General features: G+C 52.3%; 17 protein-coding genes and 1 pseudogene. 10 read left to right on the top strand and 8 right to left on the bottom strand.

The genetic code is table 11. The features are described from left to right. Window positions 1-346: 346 nt before the first annotated feature. Together J1781_RS02860 and J1781_RS02855 are read left to right on the top strand one after the other, a co-directional pair. On the top strand, window positions 347-484 hold the full coding sequence (locus J1781_RS02860) for an ash family protein (RefSeq protein WP_101079303.1): 138 nt from the start codon (window positions 347-349) through the stop codon (window positions 482-484). A gap of 75 nt (window positions 485-559) precedes the next feature. After that, on the top strand, window positions 560-811 hold the full coding sequence (locus J1781_RS02855) for a helix-turn-helix domain-containing protein (protein WP_129638890.1): 252 nt from the start codon (window positions 560-562) through the stop codon (window positions 809-811). Window positions 812-882: 71 nt separating this feature from the next. Here J1781_RS02855 and argG read toward each other — a convergent pair whose 3' ends face one another. The 3 genes from argG to J1781_RS02840 form a co-directional block, all read right to left on the bottom strand. Continuing rightward, complete coding sequence (gene argG / locus J1781_RS02850; protein WP_217233185.1) at window positions 883-2,244, bottom strand: argininosuccinate synthase; 1,362 nt, start codon at window positions 2,242-2,244, stop codon at window positions 883-885. Window positions 2,245-2,408: 164 nt separating this feature from the next. Next, window positions 2,409-2,750 carry an NIPSNAP family protein gene (locus J1781_RS02845; RefSeq protein WP_129954904.1) on the bottom strand — a complete coding sequence of 114 codons (342 nt, stop codon included), beginning with the start codon at window positions 2,748-2,750 and terminating at the stop codon, window positions 2,409-2,411. A gap of 70 nt (window positions 2,751-2,820) precedes the next feature. Next, entirely contained in the window at window positions 2,821-3,297 is a 477-nt protein-coding gene (locus J1781_RS02840; protein WP_217233184.1) for an Lrp/AsnC family transcriptional regulator, read from the bottom strand. A gap of 133 nt (window positions 3,298-3,430) precedes the next feature. On the opposite strand from J1781_RS02840, the gene J1781_RS02835 reads away from it, so the two are divergent. Continuing rightward, complete coding sequence (locus tag J1781_RS02835) at window positions 3,431-3,847, top strand: DUF2000 domain-containing protein (protein WP_129954906.1); 417 nt, start codon at window positions 3,431-3,433, stop codon at window positions 3,845-3,847. 75 nt (window positions 3,848-3,922) lie between these two features. Here J1781_RS02835 and J1781_RS02830 read toward each other — a convergent pair whose 3' ends face one another. The 3 genes from J1781_RS02830 to J1781_RS02820 form a co-directional block, all read right to left on the bottom strand. Continuing rightward, window positions 3,923-5,107: a sugar transporter gene (locus J1781_RS02830; RefSeq protein ID WP_129954907.1), complete on the bottom strand. Its 1,185-nt coding sequence runs from the start codon at window positions 5,105-5,107 to the stop codon at window positions 3,923-3,925. Between the two features lie 172 nt (window positions 5,108-5,279). Further along, entirely contained in the window at window positions 5,280-5,822 is a 543-nt protein-coding gene (locus tag J1781_RS02825) for a M15 family metallopeptidase (protein ID WP_217233183.1), read from the bottom strand. After that, on the bottom strand, window positions 5,819-6,649 hold the full coding sequence (locus J1781_RS02820; RefSeq protein WP_129992029.1) for a gamma-glutamyl-gamma-aminobutyrate hydrolase family protein: 831 nt from the start codon (window positions 6,647-6,649) through the stop codon (window positions 5,819-5,821). The genes J1781_RS02825 and J1781_RS02820 overlap by 4 nt, the downstream gene beginning before the upstream one ends. A gap of 470 nt (window positions 6,650-7,119) precedes the next feature. On the opposite strand from J1781_RS02820, the gene J1781_RS02815 reads away from it, so the two are divergent. Genes J1781_RS02815 through J1781_RS02800 form a run of 4 tightly spaced genes read left to right on the top strand, consistent with a single transcriptional unit; the run spans window position 7,120 to window position 16,224 of the window. Beyond that, window positions 7,120-8,463, top strand: a complete 1,344-nt coding sequence (locus J1781_RS02815) for an MdtA/MuxA family multidrug efflux RND transporter periplasmic adaptor subunit (RefSeq protein ID WP_217233182.1) — start codon at window positions 7,120-7,122, stop codon at window positions 8,461-8,463. Further along, a complete protein-coding gene (locus tag J1781_RS02810) occupies window positions 8,460-11,657 on the top strand; it encodes an efflux RND transporter permease subunit (RefSeq protein WP_217219520.1) in 3,198 nt (1,065 codons plus the stop codon). Before J1781_RS02815 ends, J1781_RS02810 begins: the two co-directional genes overlap by 4 nt. Further along, on the top strand, window positions 11,658-14,783 hold the full coding sequence (locus J1781_RS02805; protein ID WP_217137797.1) for an efflux RND transporter permease subunit: 3,126 nt from the start codon (window positions 11,658-11,660) through the stop codon (window positions 14,781-14,783). Window positions 14,784-14,817: 34 nt separating this feature from the next. After that, entirely contained in the window at window positions 14,818-16,224 is a 1,407-nt protein-coding gene (locus J1781_RS02800) for an efflux transporter outer membrane subunit (RefSeq protein WP_217219521.1), read from the top strand. Between the two features lie 362 nt (window positions 16,225-16,586). Here the strand turns inward: J1781_RS02800 and J1781_RS02795 are convergent, their stop codons facing one another. Then, a complete protein-coding gene (locus J1781_RS02795; RefSeq protein ID WP_015696029.1) occupies window positions 16,587-16,766 on the bottom strand; it encodes a hypothetical protein in 180 nt (59 codons plus the stop codon). Window positions 16,767-17,287: 521 nt separating this feature from the next. On the opposite strand from J1781_RS02795, the gene J1781_RS02790 reads away from it, so the two are divergent. Both J1781_RS02790 and J1781_RS02785 read left to right on the top strand, forming a co-directional pair. Continuing rightward, on the top strand, window positions 17,288-17,977 hold the full coding sequence (locus tag J1781_RS02790; RefSeq protein ID WP_129954914.1) for a hypothetical protein: 690 nt from the start codon (window positions 17,288-17,290) through the stop codon (window positions 17,975-17,977). 239 nt (window positions 17,978-18,216) lie between these two features. Further along, window positions 18,217-18,696, top strand: coding sequence for an Hcp family type VI secretion system effector (locus J1781_RS02785; RefSeq protein ID WP_015696031.1), 480 nt, complete (start codon window positions 18,217-18,219; stop codon window positions 18,694-18,696). Between the two features lie 109 nt (window positions 18,697-18,805). On the opposite strand, the pseudogene J1781_RS26120 reads toward J1781_RS02785, so the two are convergent. Further along, window positions 18,806-18,915, bottom strand: a pseudogene (locus J1781_RS26120) (IS630 family transposase); the annotation flags it as partial. Window positions 18,916-19,191: 276 nt separating this feature from the next. On the opposite strand from J1781_RS26120, the gene J1781_RS02780 reads away from it, so the two are divergent. Further along, window positions 19,192-19,446 carry a helix-turn-helix domain-containing protein gene (locus J1781_RS02780; protein WP_217233181.1) on the top strand — a complete coding sequence of 85 codons (255 nt, stop codon included), beginning with the start codon at window positions 19,192-19,194 and terminating at the stop codon, window positions 19,444-19,446. The last annotated feature ends 5 nt before the right edge of the window (window positions 19,447-19,451 follow it).

The raw sequence follows: 19,451 nt of genomic DNA, 5'->3' as shown, positions 1-19,451 counted from the left end.
GATGGGAAGGGTTGGGGTGGGGGATTAAGAGCAGATCGGAATGCGGAAGCTTTTACTATTTTATGGTTTGCTAAACCCCCACCCAGCCTCCCCCTTCGCAGGGGGAGGAGCACGCCTGCGACTTCTGCAACTCCTTGCAAACCATTAAATTTATCTGGAATCATCACCTCAGTTTCGTTCTTAGCCACTTGGTTTAGTCACGCGCTTTACGCTATAGTCGCGTCGCTGCGGCAAAATCCGCAGCCGGGCGTGAGAACCCGTCTACTCTACTAGTGACAGCATAAATTTTGCGTCACCGCTTTTGCCTACCCGTTATACATACTTTTGATAGTATTTATGACGTTCTATGGTGGCTCAGGCGGGGCTGACTTCGGTCAGGCCGGTAGCTAGTGGAGCCGGTATTCTCACCCCCGTCTGGGCTACCACCCAAGAGCGTGAGAACTCCAGTGGTAGCTTTACAACTAATCCACTGGAAATTGAATGATGAAAACTTCACATAACCCTACCTATTTACCTTTCCCCCATTCCCCTGTGATCCTGACCACAGGAGCACAAACTCATGAATAATCAAGACTGGCATCAGGCAGATATTATTGCGGCGTTGCGTAAGAAGGGCACGACATTGGCGGCGGTATCACGGGCTGCGGGGTTAAGTTCTTCGACGCTATCGAATGCGCTTTCGCGTCCGTGGCCGAAAGGGGAAATACTGATTGGTCAGGCGATTGGCGTGCATCCTGCTGTGATCTGGCCGAGTCGTTATTACGACCCGAAAACACATCAGTTAATTGAACGCCGTACACGAAATCATTAGGTGCAAATTATTGAGCGGGCAGGGCATCAGTAATGATGATCATCCTGCCCGCTCGTTTAAACCAACAGCAATTACTTATTCTTCACCTGCAATCCGCGCGGCAGGTTGTTGTTATCCACCTGCGGTAAACCGGTAGAGGCGGAAGAAGTCAGCAAGCCTGTCTCAACGTAGTTTTGCAGTTTCTCGCGGGTATCGGTGATATCCAGGTTACGCATGGTCAGCTGACCAATACGGTCATCTGGTGAGAACACAGAATCGCCTTTTTCCATGGTCAGACGCTCTGGTTTGTAAGTCAGGTTCTCAGACACGGTATTCATGATGGTGTAGTCGTTGCCGCGACGCAGTTCCAGAGTGACTTCACCGGTGATTTCGCTGGCGACCCAACGCTGAGCGGAGTCACGCAGCATCAGTGCTTGTGGATCGAACCAACGGCCCTGATACAGCAGACGACCCAGAACACGGCCATTTGCGTGATATTGCTCGATGGTGTCTTCGTTATGAATACCGGTCAGCAGACGCTCGTAAGCGATGTGCAGCAGTGCCATCCCCGGGGCTTCGTAGATGCCACGGCTTTTGGCTTCGATAATACGGTTTTCAATCTGGTCGCTCATACCCAGACCATGACGTCCACCGATGCGGTTGGCTTCCATCATCAGCTCAACGCTGTCATCAAAGGTTACGCCGTTCAGTGCAACCGGATAACCACGCTCGAAACGAACAGTCACCTCTTCAGCTTTCACGACTACATTCTCGTCCCAGAATTTTACGCCCATGATCGGGTTAACGATTTTGACGCCGGAATCGAGGAATTCCAGATCCTTGGCTTCGTGCGTTGCGCCCAGCATATTGGAGTCAGTAGAGTAGGCTTTCTCGGTCGACATTTTGTAATCGAAACCGGACTGAATCATGAATTCAGACATCTCATGACGGCCACCGAGTTCATCAATAAAGTCGGTATCCAGCCACGGTTTATAAATTTTCAGTTCAGCATTGGTCAGCAGGCCGTAACGATAGAAGCGCTCAATGTCGTTACCTTTATACGTGCTGCCGTCACCCCAGATATTGACGCCATCTTCTTTCATCGCAGCCACCAGCATGGTACCGGTAACGGCACGGCCCAGCGGTGTGGTGTTGAAGTAGGTGACACCTGCGGTGGTGTTGTGGAATGCACCACATTGAATGGCGGCAATCCCTTCTGCAACCAGCTGCTTACGGCAGTCAATCAGACGGGCTTTCTCTGCACCATATTCCAGCGCTTTACGCGGGATAGCATCGTAATCGTCTTCATCAGGCTGACCCAGGTTGGCCGTGTAGGCATAAGGGATGGCCCCTTTTTTCTGCATCCACAGCAGGGCTGCACTGGTGTCCAAACCGCCGGAGAATGCAATCCCCACACGCTGATTAATCGGAAGGTGCTTGAGAATAGTTGTCATCGTTAGATCCTGTATGAATGGGGTCTGTCTGCTTAAGGTTTCAATGCCTATATTGATATCGCAAAACCGGCGTCGGGTAAAAGAGATTTTGCATATTTATGTAAATTTTATCGCATAACTATCTAGTTGTCATGCCCTCAAAGCGGCATTTGATTCAAAATTATTCACTGTACGCGCAAGCCCTCGACACTCTGCAGGGGCAAAATCAGTATCGTTTTCAGGCTGTTTTCAATGCAACCGATAATCTCTTCACGCGGGCCGAGGCGCCAGTCATCGCCTGCATAAAACTCTTCCAGGATCTTATCCATACTTTCGATACTCTCAAATGCACGGATCAGGTAATAGCAGTCCGGATTATGCAACGAATTACCGAATGACACGACATCGATTGCGCAGCGGCGATGCAGGGGAACGCTGATTTCACTCATGATGCGATGAAACGCGGCTCCCATACCCGGTTGTAAGGTGTATTGCAGAATCTCTACGGTTCTTGTATCAGCACTCATTATCTCATCCCTGTTGAAAACTTGAGGTTTCAGCATACGCGAAAATGATGGGTTTTTTGTCGCATCGTCCTTAAATTCCCTCCAGCGGCAGTACATCCAGCGGTTTGATTTCCCTGAGCACAAACGAAGTTTGCATCTCCTTGATGCTTGGTAAGCGGCGTACCACTTCCATCGCGAAACTGGAAAAACTGTCGAGATCTTTCGCCACCACCTGCAACAGAAAATCTGCGTCTCCGGCAATGGCATAACAGGCTATTACCGAAGGTAGTGCGCCAACCTGTAACTCGAAACGTTGTGCATCTTCCTCGCTGTGACTGTCGATTTTCACCCGGATAAAGGCCAGCAACCCCAGCCCGATTTTTTTCCGGTCGATATTCGCCTGATAGCCGGTGATCACGCCGCTGTCTTCCAGCTGTTTCATGCGCCGCCAGCAGGGTGATGCCGCCATGCCCACTTTTTCGGCCAGCTCCTGATTGGTCATTCTGCCCGAACCCTGAAGCTGTTTAAGAATGCGAAGGTCTGCCGGTGAAATTTCAGATATGGACATAATCTGCCTTTTAAATGTGATTTTTAGAAAGAGATAACCAAATTAGGGCATTTTACCGCGCAAAAAGAAAGCACCTTTCCGCAGCTTAACGCTATCATTTTTGTCATCAATAATGATGAAAAGGGCGGACAAAATGGCAAATAACCTGCGGGTGGCAATTATCCTCAATCCTGAACTCCCGCCGGGATTACTGGCAAATACAGCAGGTGTGATTGGTATCGGATTAGCAGCAAAATTCCCGATGCTGGCAGGCACTTCTCTGAGCGATGTGAAGGGCGTCACGACCGATACTATCTCTAAAACTCCGTTGCCCATTTTGCAGGCCACGCCCGATCACATTAAGGCGCTGATGTTTAAAGCACTGGATGCCGGAGGCGAGCACGGCGTGGTGCCGTTCCCGGCATTTGCCCGCACTATGCATCAGTTCGAACAGTACGAAACCGCTTTTCCGCTGCGGGATTTATACGATGAAGTTATAGATGGCGTCGGGCTGGTGGGGCCGGAAAAATGGATTAAATCGCTGACCGGTAATCTGAAGCTATTGCGCTAACGTGTTGAAGCAACGGGTATAAAAAAGACCGAATACAGGGTTCGTATTCGGTCTGAGCGTTTTGCTAATCCGTATTCAGTTCGTCGCTTTCAGCTGCGGATAGCGTTTGAAAATTGTCAGACACCAGACGAATGCGACGCAGCCGATCAGGCCACCGGCGTAGCCGACGTTGCTCATTTCCAGATGCAGACTCACCTGATTACCGATAAGTGCACCGGCACCGATACCGATATTATAAATACCGGAAAGCAATGCCATTGAGACGTCAGTCGCGTCGGTCGCCAGCGTCAGGACGCGCACCTGCATCGCCAGGCCGATAATCATCATCGCCAGCCCCCAGATCACGCAAAGCACTGAAATCGCGACCGGATTCATGACTGCCACAAATAACAGTAGCATGCTAAGCGTGACCAGTAAGATCGGGCCGCTGAGCATGGCAGCCGGGAAGCGGTTGCCGAGCAAACTGAACGCAATGCTGCCGAGAATGCCGGCGCCGCCGAAAATAAGCAGCAGGAAAGTCGTGAAGTTTTCACCCATGTGGGCCACGCTCTGGATAAACGGTTCGATATAACTGTACGCCGTATAGTGAGCGGTCACTATCAATGCGGTAAGCAGATACATACCGACCAGTGCCGGGCGGCGGAATAACATCGGCACACTTTTCAGGGAACCGGTATGTTCACTTGGCAACGGTGGCAGCAGTTTAATCAGACAAATCAGCGTCAGCAGCGCAACGATGCCGATGCTCATAAAGGTGGTACGCCAGCCAAGATACTGCCCGATCAGGCGGCCCAGCGGTAAACCAAGTACCATCGCCAGCGCGGTGCCGGTCGCTAACATACTGAGTGCCTGCGTCTTTTTACCGGCCGGTGCCACCCTGATCGCCAGCGAGGCGGTGATCGACCAGAAAATGGCATGGGCGAGGGCGATACCAACGCGTGAGGCCACCAGACTCCAGAAACTCCAGGAAATGACAGATAACACATGGCTGGCGATAAACAGGCAAAAGATAACGATCAGCAGGCGCTTTCGTTCAACATTGCGGGTTAACAGCATCAGTGGCAGCGACATCAGCGCGACAACCCACGCATAAATGGTCAGCATCAGGCCGACCTGTGCTGTCTGCATATTGAAACTGGCGGCGATGTCGGAGAGTAACCCAACGGGCACAAATTCGGTGGTATTGAAGATGAATGCGGCAATAGCCATCATCACAACGCGAAGCCATGCTGTCCTGCGCGAAACGGTATCTGATTGCATTGAAATTTATGACTTATAAGAAGATGTTGGAATCAGGCATCTGTCTGGCAGACACCTGTTGAACACATAGTGTGTTTTATTTGTTCGAAAAATGGAACAGAAAATTGGCCTGTCAGATAAATCTTCAGGCAACAATTTTAGTGATGGAAACTGAGACGCAGGTCACTGTGTTTTATTGCGGATGCCAGCACCAGTGCCACGGCTCGTAAATAAATCCCCACGGATTACCCTGCGGAAATGACATCACGAACCCGAAGCGGGCAGCGTTATTTTCCAGCCACGTAAAAGCCGCGGTTTCGCCGAAAACACCTGTCACCTCATCGCAGCCGGGGGTATTGATGTCCACCGCGCAGCCGGTGTGATGTTCACTGCATCCTGGCGGGGCCAGTGAGGTGAAGAAAACTTCCGGTGCAATGCCTGCATGTTGTTTGGTGCGGATTAAATCAGCCTGATAACTCAGGCTTCGGTAGGCGGAAACCAGATAAATGGCCACGCCGTCTGCGGCAGCATGCTGTTTCATGGTGTGCCAGGCGGCAGAAGCGGGGGCGGTCAGACGGTATATTCTACCGGTGTCAGCATCGGTTTCCGTCTCCACCAGTAAGTGTTCACTTACGTCTTCGAAATACGGCAGTGTGCGGTGTGCAATAACCGCCGGATCGATATGCAGACCCCGCAGTATCTGCTCCGTTTGCGCCTTAAGTTGCGCCTGTCTCATGCCGGTTCGTCCCCCGAACGACCCATCACCTCGTTCATGGCCTCCGTCATCGCTTTACCTGCTGAGCGCATCGACTGCTGATAACGTGAGGCGGCGGCCACGAATGCATTAAGAAGCTGTGTGTCCTGCTTATTTTGCTGATATTCAGGATGCCATTGCACGCCGAGGCAAAAATCATAGTCCTCGCATTCAATGCCTTCGATCACCCCGTCGGGTGCATATGCATTCACGATGCAACCGGGCCCCACGGTTTTCACCGCCTGATGGTGCGAACTGTTAACATCGTAATTATCGCGATCCACGCAGCGGCTGAGCAGCGAACCTTCAACGATTTCTACCGGATGGTGCGCACGTTTTTTTCCGCCTGCGTTTTCGGTGTCAATGGTGGTGCTGTGTTCAAGGGCATCGGGTAACGCATCGGGAATATGCTGATACAGCGTGCCGCCGGTTAACACGGCGAGCAACTGCTGACCGCCGCAAATCCCGAGCAGCGGCATGTTGCGCTGCATGGCACCTTTGACGATGGCTTTTTCAAATTCGGTACGGGCGGGTTTCAGGCGAACCTGATCACTGGTTTGTGGTTCATTAAACAGTTCAGGCGGCACGTCAAATGCCCCGCCGGTCACGACAATGGCATCGCACAGCGCCAGGTATTCATCGGCCAGCGTCGCGTGATGCGGCAAAGCCAGCGGTACCGCGCCCAGTTCCGCCAGGCTGGTCATATAGTTCTGACGCAAGGCATACCACGGATAATCGGCATAGCCACCGGCCTCCTCACTGTCGAGTGTTACCCCAATGACCGGCCTGGATTGAAATTTTGTCTGCATTCGCCTGAGTCCCTGCATGGAGATGAAAAACAATCAGAAATTTCACCATATCAAGCCGCGGCTGGCGCAAACAATATAAATTATCAATAGGTCATATTTTCAGGATTTAGCTCTGGTTTTATAACCCTGTAAGGTGTGTGGGCAGAGGGAATTTCGCGCTATTCCCGGGTTTTCCTGACAAAATTCTAAAGCAGCCTGACACTTGCTGATGCTTTTCTGTCGCCATCTTCAATATTCATTCTCATTTAGTTCTTAACATTAGCAGGCGTGAAAGGATAAATTAGCGGGTATCATTCATCCTGCTGAATGAAATAAAAATTCTTAATTGTTAGCAAAATCTTTACGTTGTCCTAAAAACAGCCATTGACGCTTTTAGAGATAATGTGTTTTTGACTGATATTGAAAATCTCTGGTTGAAGGTCATTTTTCAGCTGTTTTCTTCTCATTATTACTGCGAAACCAAGAAATTTATGCTGCCGACTGCCTCGTCTCGTCCCAAAAAACACACATTCCTGTGGATTGTTGTCGCCATTATCGTTGCCGCGATCCTGGTCTGGTTCTTTGCTTTTCACCACAGTGCGTCCGATCCTTCTGCCCAGAAAAAGCCGGGCCGTAGCGGCATGCGCGCGATGCGCGGCCAGATGATGGCGGGGATGGCAACACCGGTACAGGCCGGAAAGGCCACACAGGCGGACGTGCCGGTGTATTTGCGCGCGCTGGGTACGGTCGTGGCGAATGCCACGGTGACGGTGACCAGCCGGGTTGATGGCCAGCTAATGAAGGTGTACTTCACCGAAGGGCAGAAAGTGGCGCAGGGGAAGTTACTGGCGCAGATTGACCCGCGCAGCTATCAGGCGACGCTGGATCAATATCAGGGCTCACTGGCCCAAAATCAGGCGCTGTTGAAAAGTGCTGAACTGACGCTGGCACGCTACCGCAAATTGTATGCGCAGGATTCCCTGGCACGTCAGGATCTGGAAAGCCAGATCGCGACCGCGGGTCAGTATGCCGGTGCCGTCAAAGCCGATCAGGCACAAATCGCCGCCGCAAAACTGAATATTGAATTTGCGAAAATTACCGCGCCGGTCAGCGGGCATGTCGGTTTACGACTGGTCGATCCGGGCAATATGGTCTCCAGTTCCTCCACTACCGGCATTGTCACCATTACCCAGACTCAGCCTATCGCCGTCACTTTCAGTGTGCCGCAAAGTAATCTGCAAACCCTGCTGAAAGCGTTGCGTGGGGGAAATCTGTTGCCAACCACGGCTTTTGATCAGAACGGCAGTGAAGTGCTCGGACAAGGGAAACTGCAATTTATCAGTAACGAAATTGATACCAGTACCGGCAGCATCAAGCTGAAAGCATTATTCGATAACGCCGATGAAAAACTTTATCCGAACCAGTTTGTGAACGCCCGCTTACAGGTGGCGACGCTGAAAGACACCACCGTGATCCCGGCGGCGGCATTGCAACTGAGCAGTGACGGTGACTTTGTTTATATTGTGAAAGCCGACAGCACCATTGAGCGTCGCAGCGTGAAATCCGGCCCGGATTTTGGTGATGACCAGGTAGCGATTTTGTCCGGCGTAGCGCCGGGAGAGCAGGTGGTGACTACCGGTATTGACCGGCTGAACAACGGCACTAAAGTCGAGATTGTGACACCAGGCTCAGACGATGCTGTCGCCGCAGGCAGTTCGTCGAAAGAACGTGAGCAACGCGGTGGTGTAGATAAGGCTACGACGGGTGCGGATAAAACGGCTGTCGCTCCGCAGGTAAACCAAAACACTGCCGGTAAAGACAGCGGGTCTAAATGAATCCTTCACGCCTCTTTATTCTCCGGCCGGTCGCGACCATCCTGCTGATGGTCGCCGTGCTGTTGTCGGGAATTTTTGCCTACAATATGCTCTCGACTTCGGCGCTGCCGCAGGTTGATTACCCGACCATTCAGGTTACCACGCTGTATCCGGGGGCCAGCCCGGACGTGATGGCTTCCGGTATTACCGCACCGCTTGAGCGTCAGCTCGGGCAGATGGCGGGGCTGAGTCAGATGTATTCCACCAGCGCCAGCGGTTCCTCCATTATCACGCTGAAATTCTCGCTGGATTTGTCCCTTGATGTGGCTGAGCAGGAAGTGCAGGCGGCGATCAATGCCGCTGACAGCCTGCTGCCCAGCGATTTACCGAATCCGCCGACCTATAAAAAAGTCAACCCGGCGGATGCGGCAGTGCTGACACTGGCCGCAACGTCTGAATCGCTGCCGCTGACCAAAGTGCAGGATCTGGTGAATACCCGCGTGGCGCTGAAATTGTCACAAATTTCCGGCGTCGGTATGGTGACGCTGGCAGGAGGAAATCAGCCTGCGATCCGCGTACAGGTAGATCCGCGTAAGCTGGCGGCGCATAACCTCAGCATGGAAACTATCAACACGCTGATCGGCAACAGTAACGTCAACGGTTCCAAAGGCGGCTTTGACGGCCCGCATCATTCCATCACTATTGATGCCAACGATCAGCTGCGCACCGCAGATGAATACGGCAATCTGATCATCAATTATGAAAACGGGGCAGCGTTGCGTTTGCACGATGTTGCGACGCTCTCCGAAGCACCGGAAAATCAGTACCTTTCTGCATGGGCCAATAAGCAACCGGCGATCATTATCAGCGTTCAGCGTCAGCCGGGCGCGAACGTGATTCAGGTCGTGGATGCTATCAAAGCACAGTTGCCGAAATTGCAGGAGTCCCTGCCGGAGTCCGTCAAAATCAGCGTGGTTTCGGACCGGACACAAACCATCCGTGCCTCGATCAGCGATGTTCAGTTTGAGTTATTGCTGTCTATTGCGCTGGTGGTCATGGTCACCTTCCTGTTCCTGCGCAATGTCGCGGCGACGCTTATCCCAAGCGTGGCCGTGCCGCTCTCACTGGTCGGCACCTTTGGCGTGATGTATCTGTGCGGTTTCAGCCTCAATAACCTTTCGCTGATGGCGCTGACCATCGCCACCGGTTTTGTTATTGATGACGCTATCGTGGTGGTAGAAAACATTTCACGACGACTCGAGGAGGGTGAAACACCGATGCAGGCGGCGCTGAAAGGCTCGCAGCAGATCGGCTTCACCATTATTTCCCTGACTTTCTCGCTGATTGCCGTGTTGATCCCGTTGTTATTTATGGGGGATGTGGTCGGGCGCCTGTTCCGTGAATTCGCCATTACGCTGGCGGTGTCGATTCTGGTGTCGATGATCGTGTCGCTCACCCTGACACCGATGTTATGCGCCTATTTACTGCGTCACACGCCGGAAGAAAAACAGAGCAAGTTTTATCGTAAAGGCGGTGAGTTTTTCGACAAGCTGATCGCCGGTTACGACCGTATGCTGATCGTGGTGCTGAACCATCAGAAGATCACGCTGCTGGTGGCCGCCGCGACGTTAGTGTTCACCGCGTTGCTGTATGTGATTGTGCCAAAAGGGTTCTTCCCGTCGCAGGATACCGGCATGATCCAGGGGATCACCGTGGCGTCACAGGATGTCTCCTTCAGCGAAATGGGGCGTCGTCAGCAATTACTGACCGCTGCCATCCTCAGTGATCCGGATGTGGAAAGCGTTTCCTCTACCATCGGCGTGGACGGCAATAATACCAGCCTGAACAGCGGGCGTTTGCAGATCAGCCTGAAAACCTTTGATGAACGCAGCGAACGTGCACCGGCAATCATTGAGCGCCTGAAACAGGAAACCGCAGGCGTACCGGGCATTACACTTTATATGCAGGCTTCGCAGGATCTGACCGTCGACGATCAGGTGACGCCAAGCCAGTACCAGTTCACGCTTGATGATTCCGACAGCGAAAATCTGGTGGAGTGGACACCGAAGCTGATTGAGAAACTCAGTGCATTGCCTGAGTTCAGCGAAGTCGTCAGTAACCTGCAAAATCAGGGGCAGATTGCTTACGTAGAACTGGATCGCGATGCTGCTGCACGCTACGGGATCACGGCATCTGACGTCGATACTGCGCTGTACAACGCTTTCGGTCAGCGGCTGGTTTCCACCATCTTTACCCAGGCGAATCAGTACCGCGTCGTGCTGGAAGTGGCGCCGCAATTCCAGCAGTCACCGGCCTCTTTTGACGATGTCTACCTGGCGACTAACAACAGTACTTCGACCTCCGGCACGGTGGCGACCACCACCAGCAGTACATCTTCTACGTCTGACAGCGGCACCTCGACCACAACCACTAATGCCGGTGCCACCAATGGCATGGTCAAACTGACGTCGGTTGCCAAAATCCACATGCGCACCGGTGCGCTGTTGCAGGCGCGTCTCAACCAGCTACCGGCAGTAACGGTGTCGTTTAACCTCAAAGACGGTTATTCACTGGAGCAGGCGCAACAGGCGATTAAAACGACTGTGGCCGATATCGCGATGCCGGACAGTATCACCCTGCGTTATCAGGGGGCGGCGGCGTCGTTTGAAAGTGCCACCGGCAACACGCTGTGGTTGATCCTTGCCGCGCTGCTGACCATGTATGTCGTGCTCGGTATTCTGTATGAAAGTTTTATCCATCCGGTGACCATTCTGTCCACATTACCATCAGCGGCGGTGGGCGCCTTGCTGTCGCTGATCTTTGCCGGTACGGAATTCAGCCTGATCGCGCTGATCGGGGTGATCCTGCTGATCGGTATCGTGAAAAAGAATGCCATTATGATGATCGATTTTGCGCTGGATGCGGAAAATAAACAGGGGCTTTCGCCGCGTGAGGCGATTCATCAGGCGTGTTTACTGCGTTTTCGTCCGATCATGATGACGACGATGGCTGCTTTGCTCGGCGCACTGCCGCTGATGCTGGCGAGCGGATCCGGCGCGGAACTGCGTCAGCCGCTGGGGCTGGTGATCGTCGGCGGCCTGATCTTCAGTCAGATCCTGACGCTGTTCTCCACGCCGGTGATCTACCTGATGTTTGACCGGCTTTCTCACCGCCTCAATCCACGTCACCGGCGTGCAGCGAAGCAGGCGGAATAAATGAACATTTCGCGTTTCTTCATCTTTCGTCCGGTCGCAACATTACTGCTGACGATGGCGATACTTCTGCTCGGTTTGCTTGGGTATCGCCTGCTGCCGGTCGCGCCGCTGCCCCAGGTGGATTTTCCGACCATTCTGGTCAGTGCCAGTCTGCCGGGTGCCAGCCCTGAAACCATGGCGGCAACGGTAGCTACGCCGCTGGAAAGGGCGCTCGGGCAAATCGCCGGTGTCACGGAAATGACCTCGCGCAGTTCGCAGAGTTCGACCAGCATTATCCTGCAATTCGATCTTGATCGCGATATCAATGGGGCGGCGCGTGACGTGCAGGCGGCGATTAATGCCTCCCGTGCGTTATTGCCGAGCAGCATGCCGTCGCTGCCAACTTACCGCAAAGCCAACCCGTCGGATGCGCCGATTATCATGCTGGCCCTGACCTCGGCTACGCGCAGTAAAGGTGAACTGTATGATATTGCCTCGAGCCAGTTGCAACAGAAAATCGCACAGGTCAACGGCGTCGGTCAGGTTTCACTGGTGGGTTCTGCACTGCCGGGCGTGCGCATTGATTTGCGTCCTGAGGCGGTCACGTCTTATGGCATCTCTCTCGATACCATTCGCACTGCGATTGCCAACAGTACCAGCAATTTGCCGAAAGGCTTGCTGCAAGGTTCGGATCAGTCATGGATGATTGAAGGTAATGGTCAGCAAAGTACTGCCGCGCAGTACAAACCGCTGATTGTCACCTACATCAATGGCTCGGCAATCCGGCTTAGTGATATCGCCAATGTTTACGATTCTGTCGAAGACAAATATAACGTCGGGTATTACAACAGTACGCCGTCGGTGATGATTGGCGTGACGCGGCAGGCTGGCGCGAACATGCTTGAAACCATTGAGGCGATTAAAGCCGCGCTGCCGCTGATGAAAGAAAGTCTGCCAGGAGATGTGCAGCTTAATCTGGCCCTTGACCGTTCGCCGAACGTTTCCGCTTCTTTGCGTGATACTGAAATGACCCTGCTGGAAGCCACGCTGCTGGTGATCGCGGTGGTGTTTGTGTTCCTGCGTAACTGGAATGCGGTGTTGATCCCCGCCGTGGCGCTGCCCGTGTCACTGATCGGCACCTGCGCGGTAATGTATCTGCTCGGCTATAGCCTGGATAACCTCTCGCTGATGGCGCTGATTATCTCCACCGGTTTCGTGGTCGATGATGCCATTGTGGTGCTGGAGAATATTACCCGGCATATCGAAGAGGGAATGGGGCCCGTGCGTGCGGCGCTGAAAGGTGCACAGGAAGTCAGTTTCACCGTACTGTCGATGACGCTGTCACTGATCGCCGTATTCATCCCAATCCTGATGATGGGCAGCATTGTCGGCCGCTTGTTCCGTGAGTTTGCGGTGACGCTGAGTGTCTCACTGATCATCTCGATGCTGGTATCGCTGAGCCTGACGCCGATGCTGTGTGCGCGTTTCCTTAAACGCAAACCACCGGTGGAAAAACGTCAGCCGCGCATTTACCGCATGATCGAACGCGGCCTTAACAAACTGCTGGCGGCCTATTCTGCGGCGCTCGGCTGGGTGATGCGTCATCAGCTAATGACGCTGGTGGGGTTGTTTCTCACCGTGATCCTCAATTTCTATCTTTATACCGTAGTAGAAAAAGGTTTCTTCCCGGACCAGGACACCGGGATGCTGATGGGCATGTTGCGTGCGGATCAGAATACTTCCTTCCAGTCGATCCAGCCGCAGGTGCTGAAATACAGCAAGATCATTCAGGATGATCCGGCGGTCGAAGCGGTGATGAGTTCAGCGGGCAGCGGCGGTTTCGGATCACGTAACACCGCGACCTTCTTTGTACGACTGAAAGATTTCGACAAACGTACTGCCACCGCCAACCAGGTGGCTAACCGTCTGATGATGGCGACGGGCAAAGAACCGGGCGCGCAGCTGTTCCTGATGGCCGCGCAGGATCTGCACATCGGCGGACGCAGCGCTAACGCGCAGTATCAGTACAGTCTGCAATCTGACGATCTTTCCGTGCTGCGTGAATGGGCACCGAAGGTGCAGAAAGCGCTGGCGAAATTGCCACAACTGACCGGGGTGGATTCCGATGCACAGACCGGCGGTCAGGAGGTCATGCTCAATATTGACCGGGATCGCGCCACGCAACTGGGCGTGAACGTGAAGATGATCGACACGTTGCTCAACAACGCCTTCAGCCAGCGGCAGGTCGCGACGATCTATAAGACGCTGAACCAGTATCATGTAGTGATGAACCTGACATCGGATTACACCAGCAACCCGGATGTCCTGCATCAGTTATACGTGGTGACCGAAGCCGGTGATCAGGTGCCGCTGTCCGCGTTTGCCACCTTCAGTGGCGCCAACGCACCGCTGTCGGTTTCCCATCAGGGGCAGACAGCCACTACCACCATTGCATTCAATCTCGCTGACGGCTATGCGCTGGAGGATGCCCAGGCTGCGCTGAAAACCGCTATGGCGCAAATCGGCTTGCCGGATACCGTTCATGGCAGTTATGCGGGGACAGCGCAGGCATTTGAAGCGCTGGCCAGTTCCATGCCGTGGTTGATCCTGGCCGCGCTGGCAGCGGTATATATCGTGCTCGGCATGTTGTATGAAAGTTATATTCACCCGCTGACCATTCTTTCCACGCTGCCTTCCGCCGGACTTGGTGCGCTGCTGCTGATGCTGGTGACGGGTACGCAACTGACAGTGATCGCACTGATTGGCATCCTGCTGCTGATCGGCATCGTGAAAAAAAACGCGATCATGATGATCGACTTCGCCCTCGATGCCGAACGACGGCTCGGTCTGACGCCGCAACAGGCGATCACTCAGGCATGTCTGATGCGTTTTCGTCCGATCCTGATGACCACGCTGGCGGCATTCTTCGGCGCACTGCCTCTGGCGATGGGCAGCGGTGGTGACGCGGATCTGCGCAGCCCGCTTGGGATGGCGATTGCCGGCGGCCTGGCGTTGAGCCAGATCCTGACGTTATTCACCACGCCGGTGGTTTACCTGTATATGGATCGTACCAGCCGCGCGACGCATCGTCTGTGGCAACGTCTGCGTCCTCACACGACGCCGCCGGAGGCCCGTACACATGACTGATCACACTGAAACTCATTACCCTGAAGCGAATCTGATGACTCTGCAAAAAACACGTTCTATGGTGTTCCGTCTTGCCCCGCTGGTGCTGGCCATGCTTGTCAGCGCCTGTGCCGTCGGCCCTGATTACCAGCGGCCTGACGTGGCGATGCCGACGGCATTTAAAGAAGCCAAAGGCTGGACCGCCGCCATCCCGAAAGATAACCAGGCCAAAGGCGACTGGTGGGCGGTGTATCAGGATCCTGAATTGTCATCGCTGCTGACGCAGGTGCAGATTTCCAACCAGAACGTCGCGCAGTATGCCGCGCAATACCGACAGGCGCAGGCGCTGGTCACACAGGCGCGTTCCGATTTGTATCCTTCCGTGGATGCGACCGTCGGCAGCACGCGCAGCGGCACATCAACCTCCACCAGCAACAGCCAGTCCGCACAATTGAGTGCAAGCTGGGAACTGGATTTGTGGGGCAAACTGCGCCGCACGGCAGAAGAACAGGACGCCAGCGCGCAGGCCAGTAAGGCCGATCTGGCCGATGCCACGCTCAGTGCGCAGTCGGAACTGGCGCAGGATTATTTCCAGTTGCGGGTGATGGATCAGCAAATCGCGTTGTATAAGCAAAGCATCGATGCCTATCAGCGTTATCTGACCGTGATTGAGAACCAGTATGCCGGTGGCAGCACCTCGCGTGCCACACTGGCGCAGGCGCAAACTCAGCTGGAAAGCACCAAAGCCTCGGCGCTGGATCTGCAATGGCAGCGCGCCCAGCTTGAGCACGCTATCGCCGTACTGATCGGCAAACCCCCCGCACAGTTCAGCCTCGCGGCACGTGACGTCAAACTCAACCTGCCTGCGATGCCGGATGCGATTCCGTCGCAACTGTTGCAGCGTCGTCCTGATATCGCCGCCGCCGAACGTACTATGGCCTCTTCCAACGCCGCCGTCGGTGTGGCGACTGCCGCGTACTATCCTGATCTGACCTTAAGCGCCAGCGGCGGTTTCGCCAGCTCGGCCTTCCACAATCTGTTCTCGCTGCCAAACCGCGTCTGGTCTTTAGGCCCGGAACTCAGCCAGACGGTACTGGATTTCGGTTCCACCCGTGGCAAAGTGGCACAGGCCGAAGCCGCGTATGACGCCGACGTCGCCAGTTATCGCCAGAGCGTGTTAACCGCGATGCAGGAAGTAGAAGATTATCTGGTCGAACTGCACACGCTGGACAGCGAGCTGGTCGCCCGGCAGAACGCCGCCGATGCCGCCAAAGAGTCCGCCCGCGTGACCTACAACCAGTATCAGGCCGGGATGATCGACTATCTCGACGTCGCAACGACTGAAAACACCAGCCTGACTCAGCAGCAAAGCGTCCTGTCACTGCTCAGCACCCAGATGGTCACCAGCGTCAAGCTGATCGCAGCCCTGGGCGGGGGATGGAACGGGGATGTGGGTAAGTAAGAGAGGGTGAATTATCTCTGCACGAAGGACACATAAAAGTGTCTTTGGTGTAGAGATCGTTATTCATTTCAGTTTCAGCGCGAATGTTGCCGTTCATCTTTAAAAATAATATTACGTGCACAATACTTCCAGGTACTCGCTTCATAACGAAGTAAAATAGTTTTCATATGCATTTTAACTCATTTTTTTATTTGTATTTATCAAATTTTGATGTAAGTTTCGCAAAAATGAGAATCCAGATGATTACCGATGCCGCGCCTATCAACACGCCATACGAGGGAAAGATATAGATACAAAGCAGCCATGATGAAATAATAACAATAGGAAATAAAATGTCTGATAATAATAAAGATATTAAGCTTTTAAACATTATATTTGTCCCTTAACTCTTCATAAGCCTCATCTAAATTACGCAGCATTTTAGCCCTTACTTTCTTTATTACATCCTCTAATGCAGGTTCAATAAAATAATAAAAAATTTCTAATTCAGCGGTGTATAAGATTCCAGGCGTTTGGTAAGATTTAAATAGCACCACAGCCATCAGGATTATACAAGGGTAATTTCTGATTATGTGAGGCTAGTAACGGCTATAAATTTTCCTTAGTGAGTGACGGTTGATATCGACTACTTACGAGCGTAAATACTGGAGTGGCGCGCTAAATTTGGCCGTCTGAAGAGAGGTGATTTAATCGCCTAATTAGTAATAAATTTCTGAAAATTCCATTTTTAAAGGTTCTCCAATAGATTGTGAAAACATATGGGCATAACGTAATGGCTCTTTTTTAAATGGACTCAGCGGGTTTCATGCGCTACATAAGCCGAACTGTTGCCCGTCAGCCACTGGATTGATTTTCCGGTAAATGAGTATCGAACCGCTTTTCTACCACGCCAGGCATCACATCCTGTACCGTGCTGCTGTCGTAACTAAAATTAGCGTTAGTGTTAGACATATACCCAAACCTATCTCTTAAGTTAAGAGACTTCTACTGTCTGGCTTTTCGTGGGGCCCACTCAATGGTAAATCGATCAGCATGGACTTAGTACCTTACGCAAGGAACGATTATGTACGGTAACGATGAAATTATTAGTCATTTACAGGCGAATAAAATTCTTGCACTAAAGCTAGATCACGCTGTAACTGCTGTCGGTCAGCAGGTCGCAAATCAAGTTGAAACATTAGGGAAGGGTGCTACCAGGCTGTTGTATTATACGTCCTGTTTTACCGATGAATATAACGATGTTTGCCAAAAACAAAAGACGGAAGATCTGCGCTTCAGGAACGGTGTCATTCGAATTATCCAGAATGGTGATGTTGTCTATAATATGCTTCATATCTACTTTGAAGAAATATTTAAATACAAAACCAATGACCAATTAGAGTATATCAAAAAACAGCTCATGGCTGTGAATGTTCATATCGCCGCCAGCTCACTTACAGGGGCAGGATATGCTTTAGCGGCCGCTACCAGCGTCCGCATTGGATTGAGTCTAAGTGTGCAACTCAGCTCTCTTACGGGGCGTGCAGCTGGTACGGTTGCCGGTGTAGTGACTACGTATGGCTTGGTTCAGAAAGCGGCGGATAGTGCCCATCGTCTATCCGTTCGATATCCCGCCTATTACGCAGCCCTTTATGCGCAAGAGCTGGAAATGATGTATTTCCTTATTGAGCCAGTGTTCGAACGCGCGGGTGCACTTGAAGTGCAATGGTCTGATTCCAACATCGCAAGTATCATTACTCGAATGATTCGATAACCATGATTAAATATCTAAAGAAATTTCTACTGTGGCAACTAGCGTTTTTATCATCACTGTACGGGCCTGTGGTTCTCACGATTATTTTCGCACTATTTCAGGGTTATTTTTTTCCTGATAGTCCCGTCTGGCCGATAGGCGTATTCGCCATAGTTATGATTGTTATTTTTATACGTTACTGTAAATGGTGACGGTCGAAAAATTAACCGCTGTTAAATTATCACTGATAAGGAAATTGAATGTCCACACCCGCTCACTTATGGCTTGAAGATGAAAATGGTTCTCCGGTTGTCGGTAGCTGCATGATGCCACTGCGTTTAGGTTCCATTGAGCTGAAATCATTCTCCCACGGTGTCACTATCCCCGTTGATTCTCAATGCGGAAAACTCACGGGTACGCGCGTTCATCGGCCTATCACGATAGTGAAAGAATTCGATCAGACTACGCCTCTCCTGTATCGAGCAGTGTGTGAAGGCCGAACCATGAAGAAGGCAATAATCAAGATGTACCGCATCTTGGAATCTGGCATCGAGGCCGAGTATTTCAATATCATCCTGGATAACGTCAAAATCACGACAATTTCACCCTACCTGGCTCCAGGCGGCATGAGCAGCACGCATCTGGAAACGCTAGAGTTACGTTATGAGGCGATCACATGGAAGTACACTGACGGAAACATTATCTACCGAGATTCATGGAATGACCGTTGTTGTGCATGACCACCGTTTTTATTTGCGGCACATTTCCCACAGGTAAAGAATAGCTAATGCCACCCGAGGTGGGTGCACCGGAAAACGGGGAGCAGAGCGACCAGCGTCGGCGAGTAGACGGCTGATAAATTACGCTGAACTTCGGACTACCTTCCCTCAGCGCTGTGTTTCACGACTCCTGTGGATGATATAGTTACCCACAGGAGTCGTGACGATTTTTGCCCGTCGTTATGTGGCTTTCTGGTGCGCTTACAGATACTCTACTTGGTCACTCCGGCCCCAGTTCAGACTCATTTTTGCATCCTTTTCAAATCGAAAATTTTCACCAAAATAATTTTTTACCAACGTTAGCTCAGCTATCTCATCAATATTACATTTCATCTTATCTATCAATAACCTGATTAGCTTCCTTCAACTTTTATCCCGTTTTGGGATAATGTTTCTGCCGGTTTACTCTTCCTGCGTAGACGTTTTATTTACTTATCACTCAGGAAAGGATCCTCCATGAACAAAGCACAGAATCATACCGACTGGCATCAGGCAGACATTATTGCGGCATTGCGTAAACGGGGTACGACGCTGGCGGCGGTATCGCGCAGCGTGGGGTTGAGTTCATCCACGTTGTCGAATGCGCTGTCGCGGCCATGGCCGAAAGGGGAGAAGGTGATTGCACAGGCGCTGGATGTGCATCCGAGCGTGATCTGGCCGAGCCGTTATTTTGATGCGCGGGGTGAGCTGGTGAAGAAGATTCTGCGATGAATATG

Source organism: Rahnella perminowiae, assembly GCF_019049695.1.
In the GTDB taxonomy this organism is placed as follows: domain Bacteria; phylum Pseudomonadota; class Gammaproteobacteria; order Enterobacterales; family Enterobacteriaceae; genus Rahnella; species Rahnella perminowiae.
Note: the sequence above shows the minus strand (reverse complement) of the source record. Positions and strands in the feature narration are given on the sequence as shown.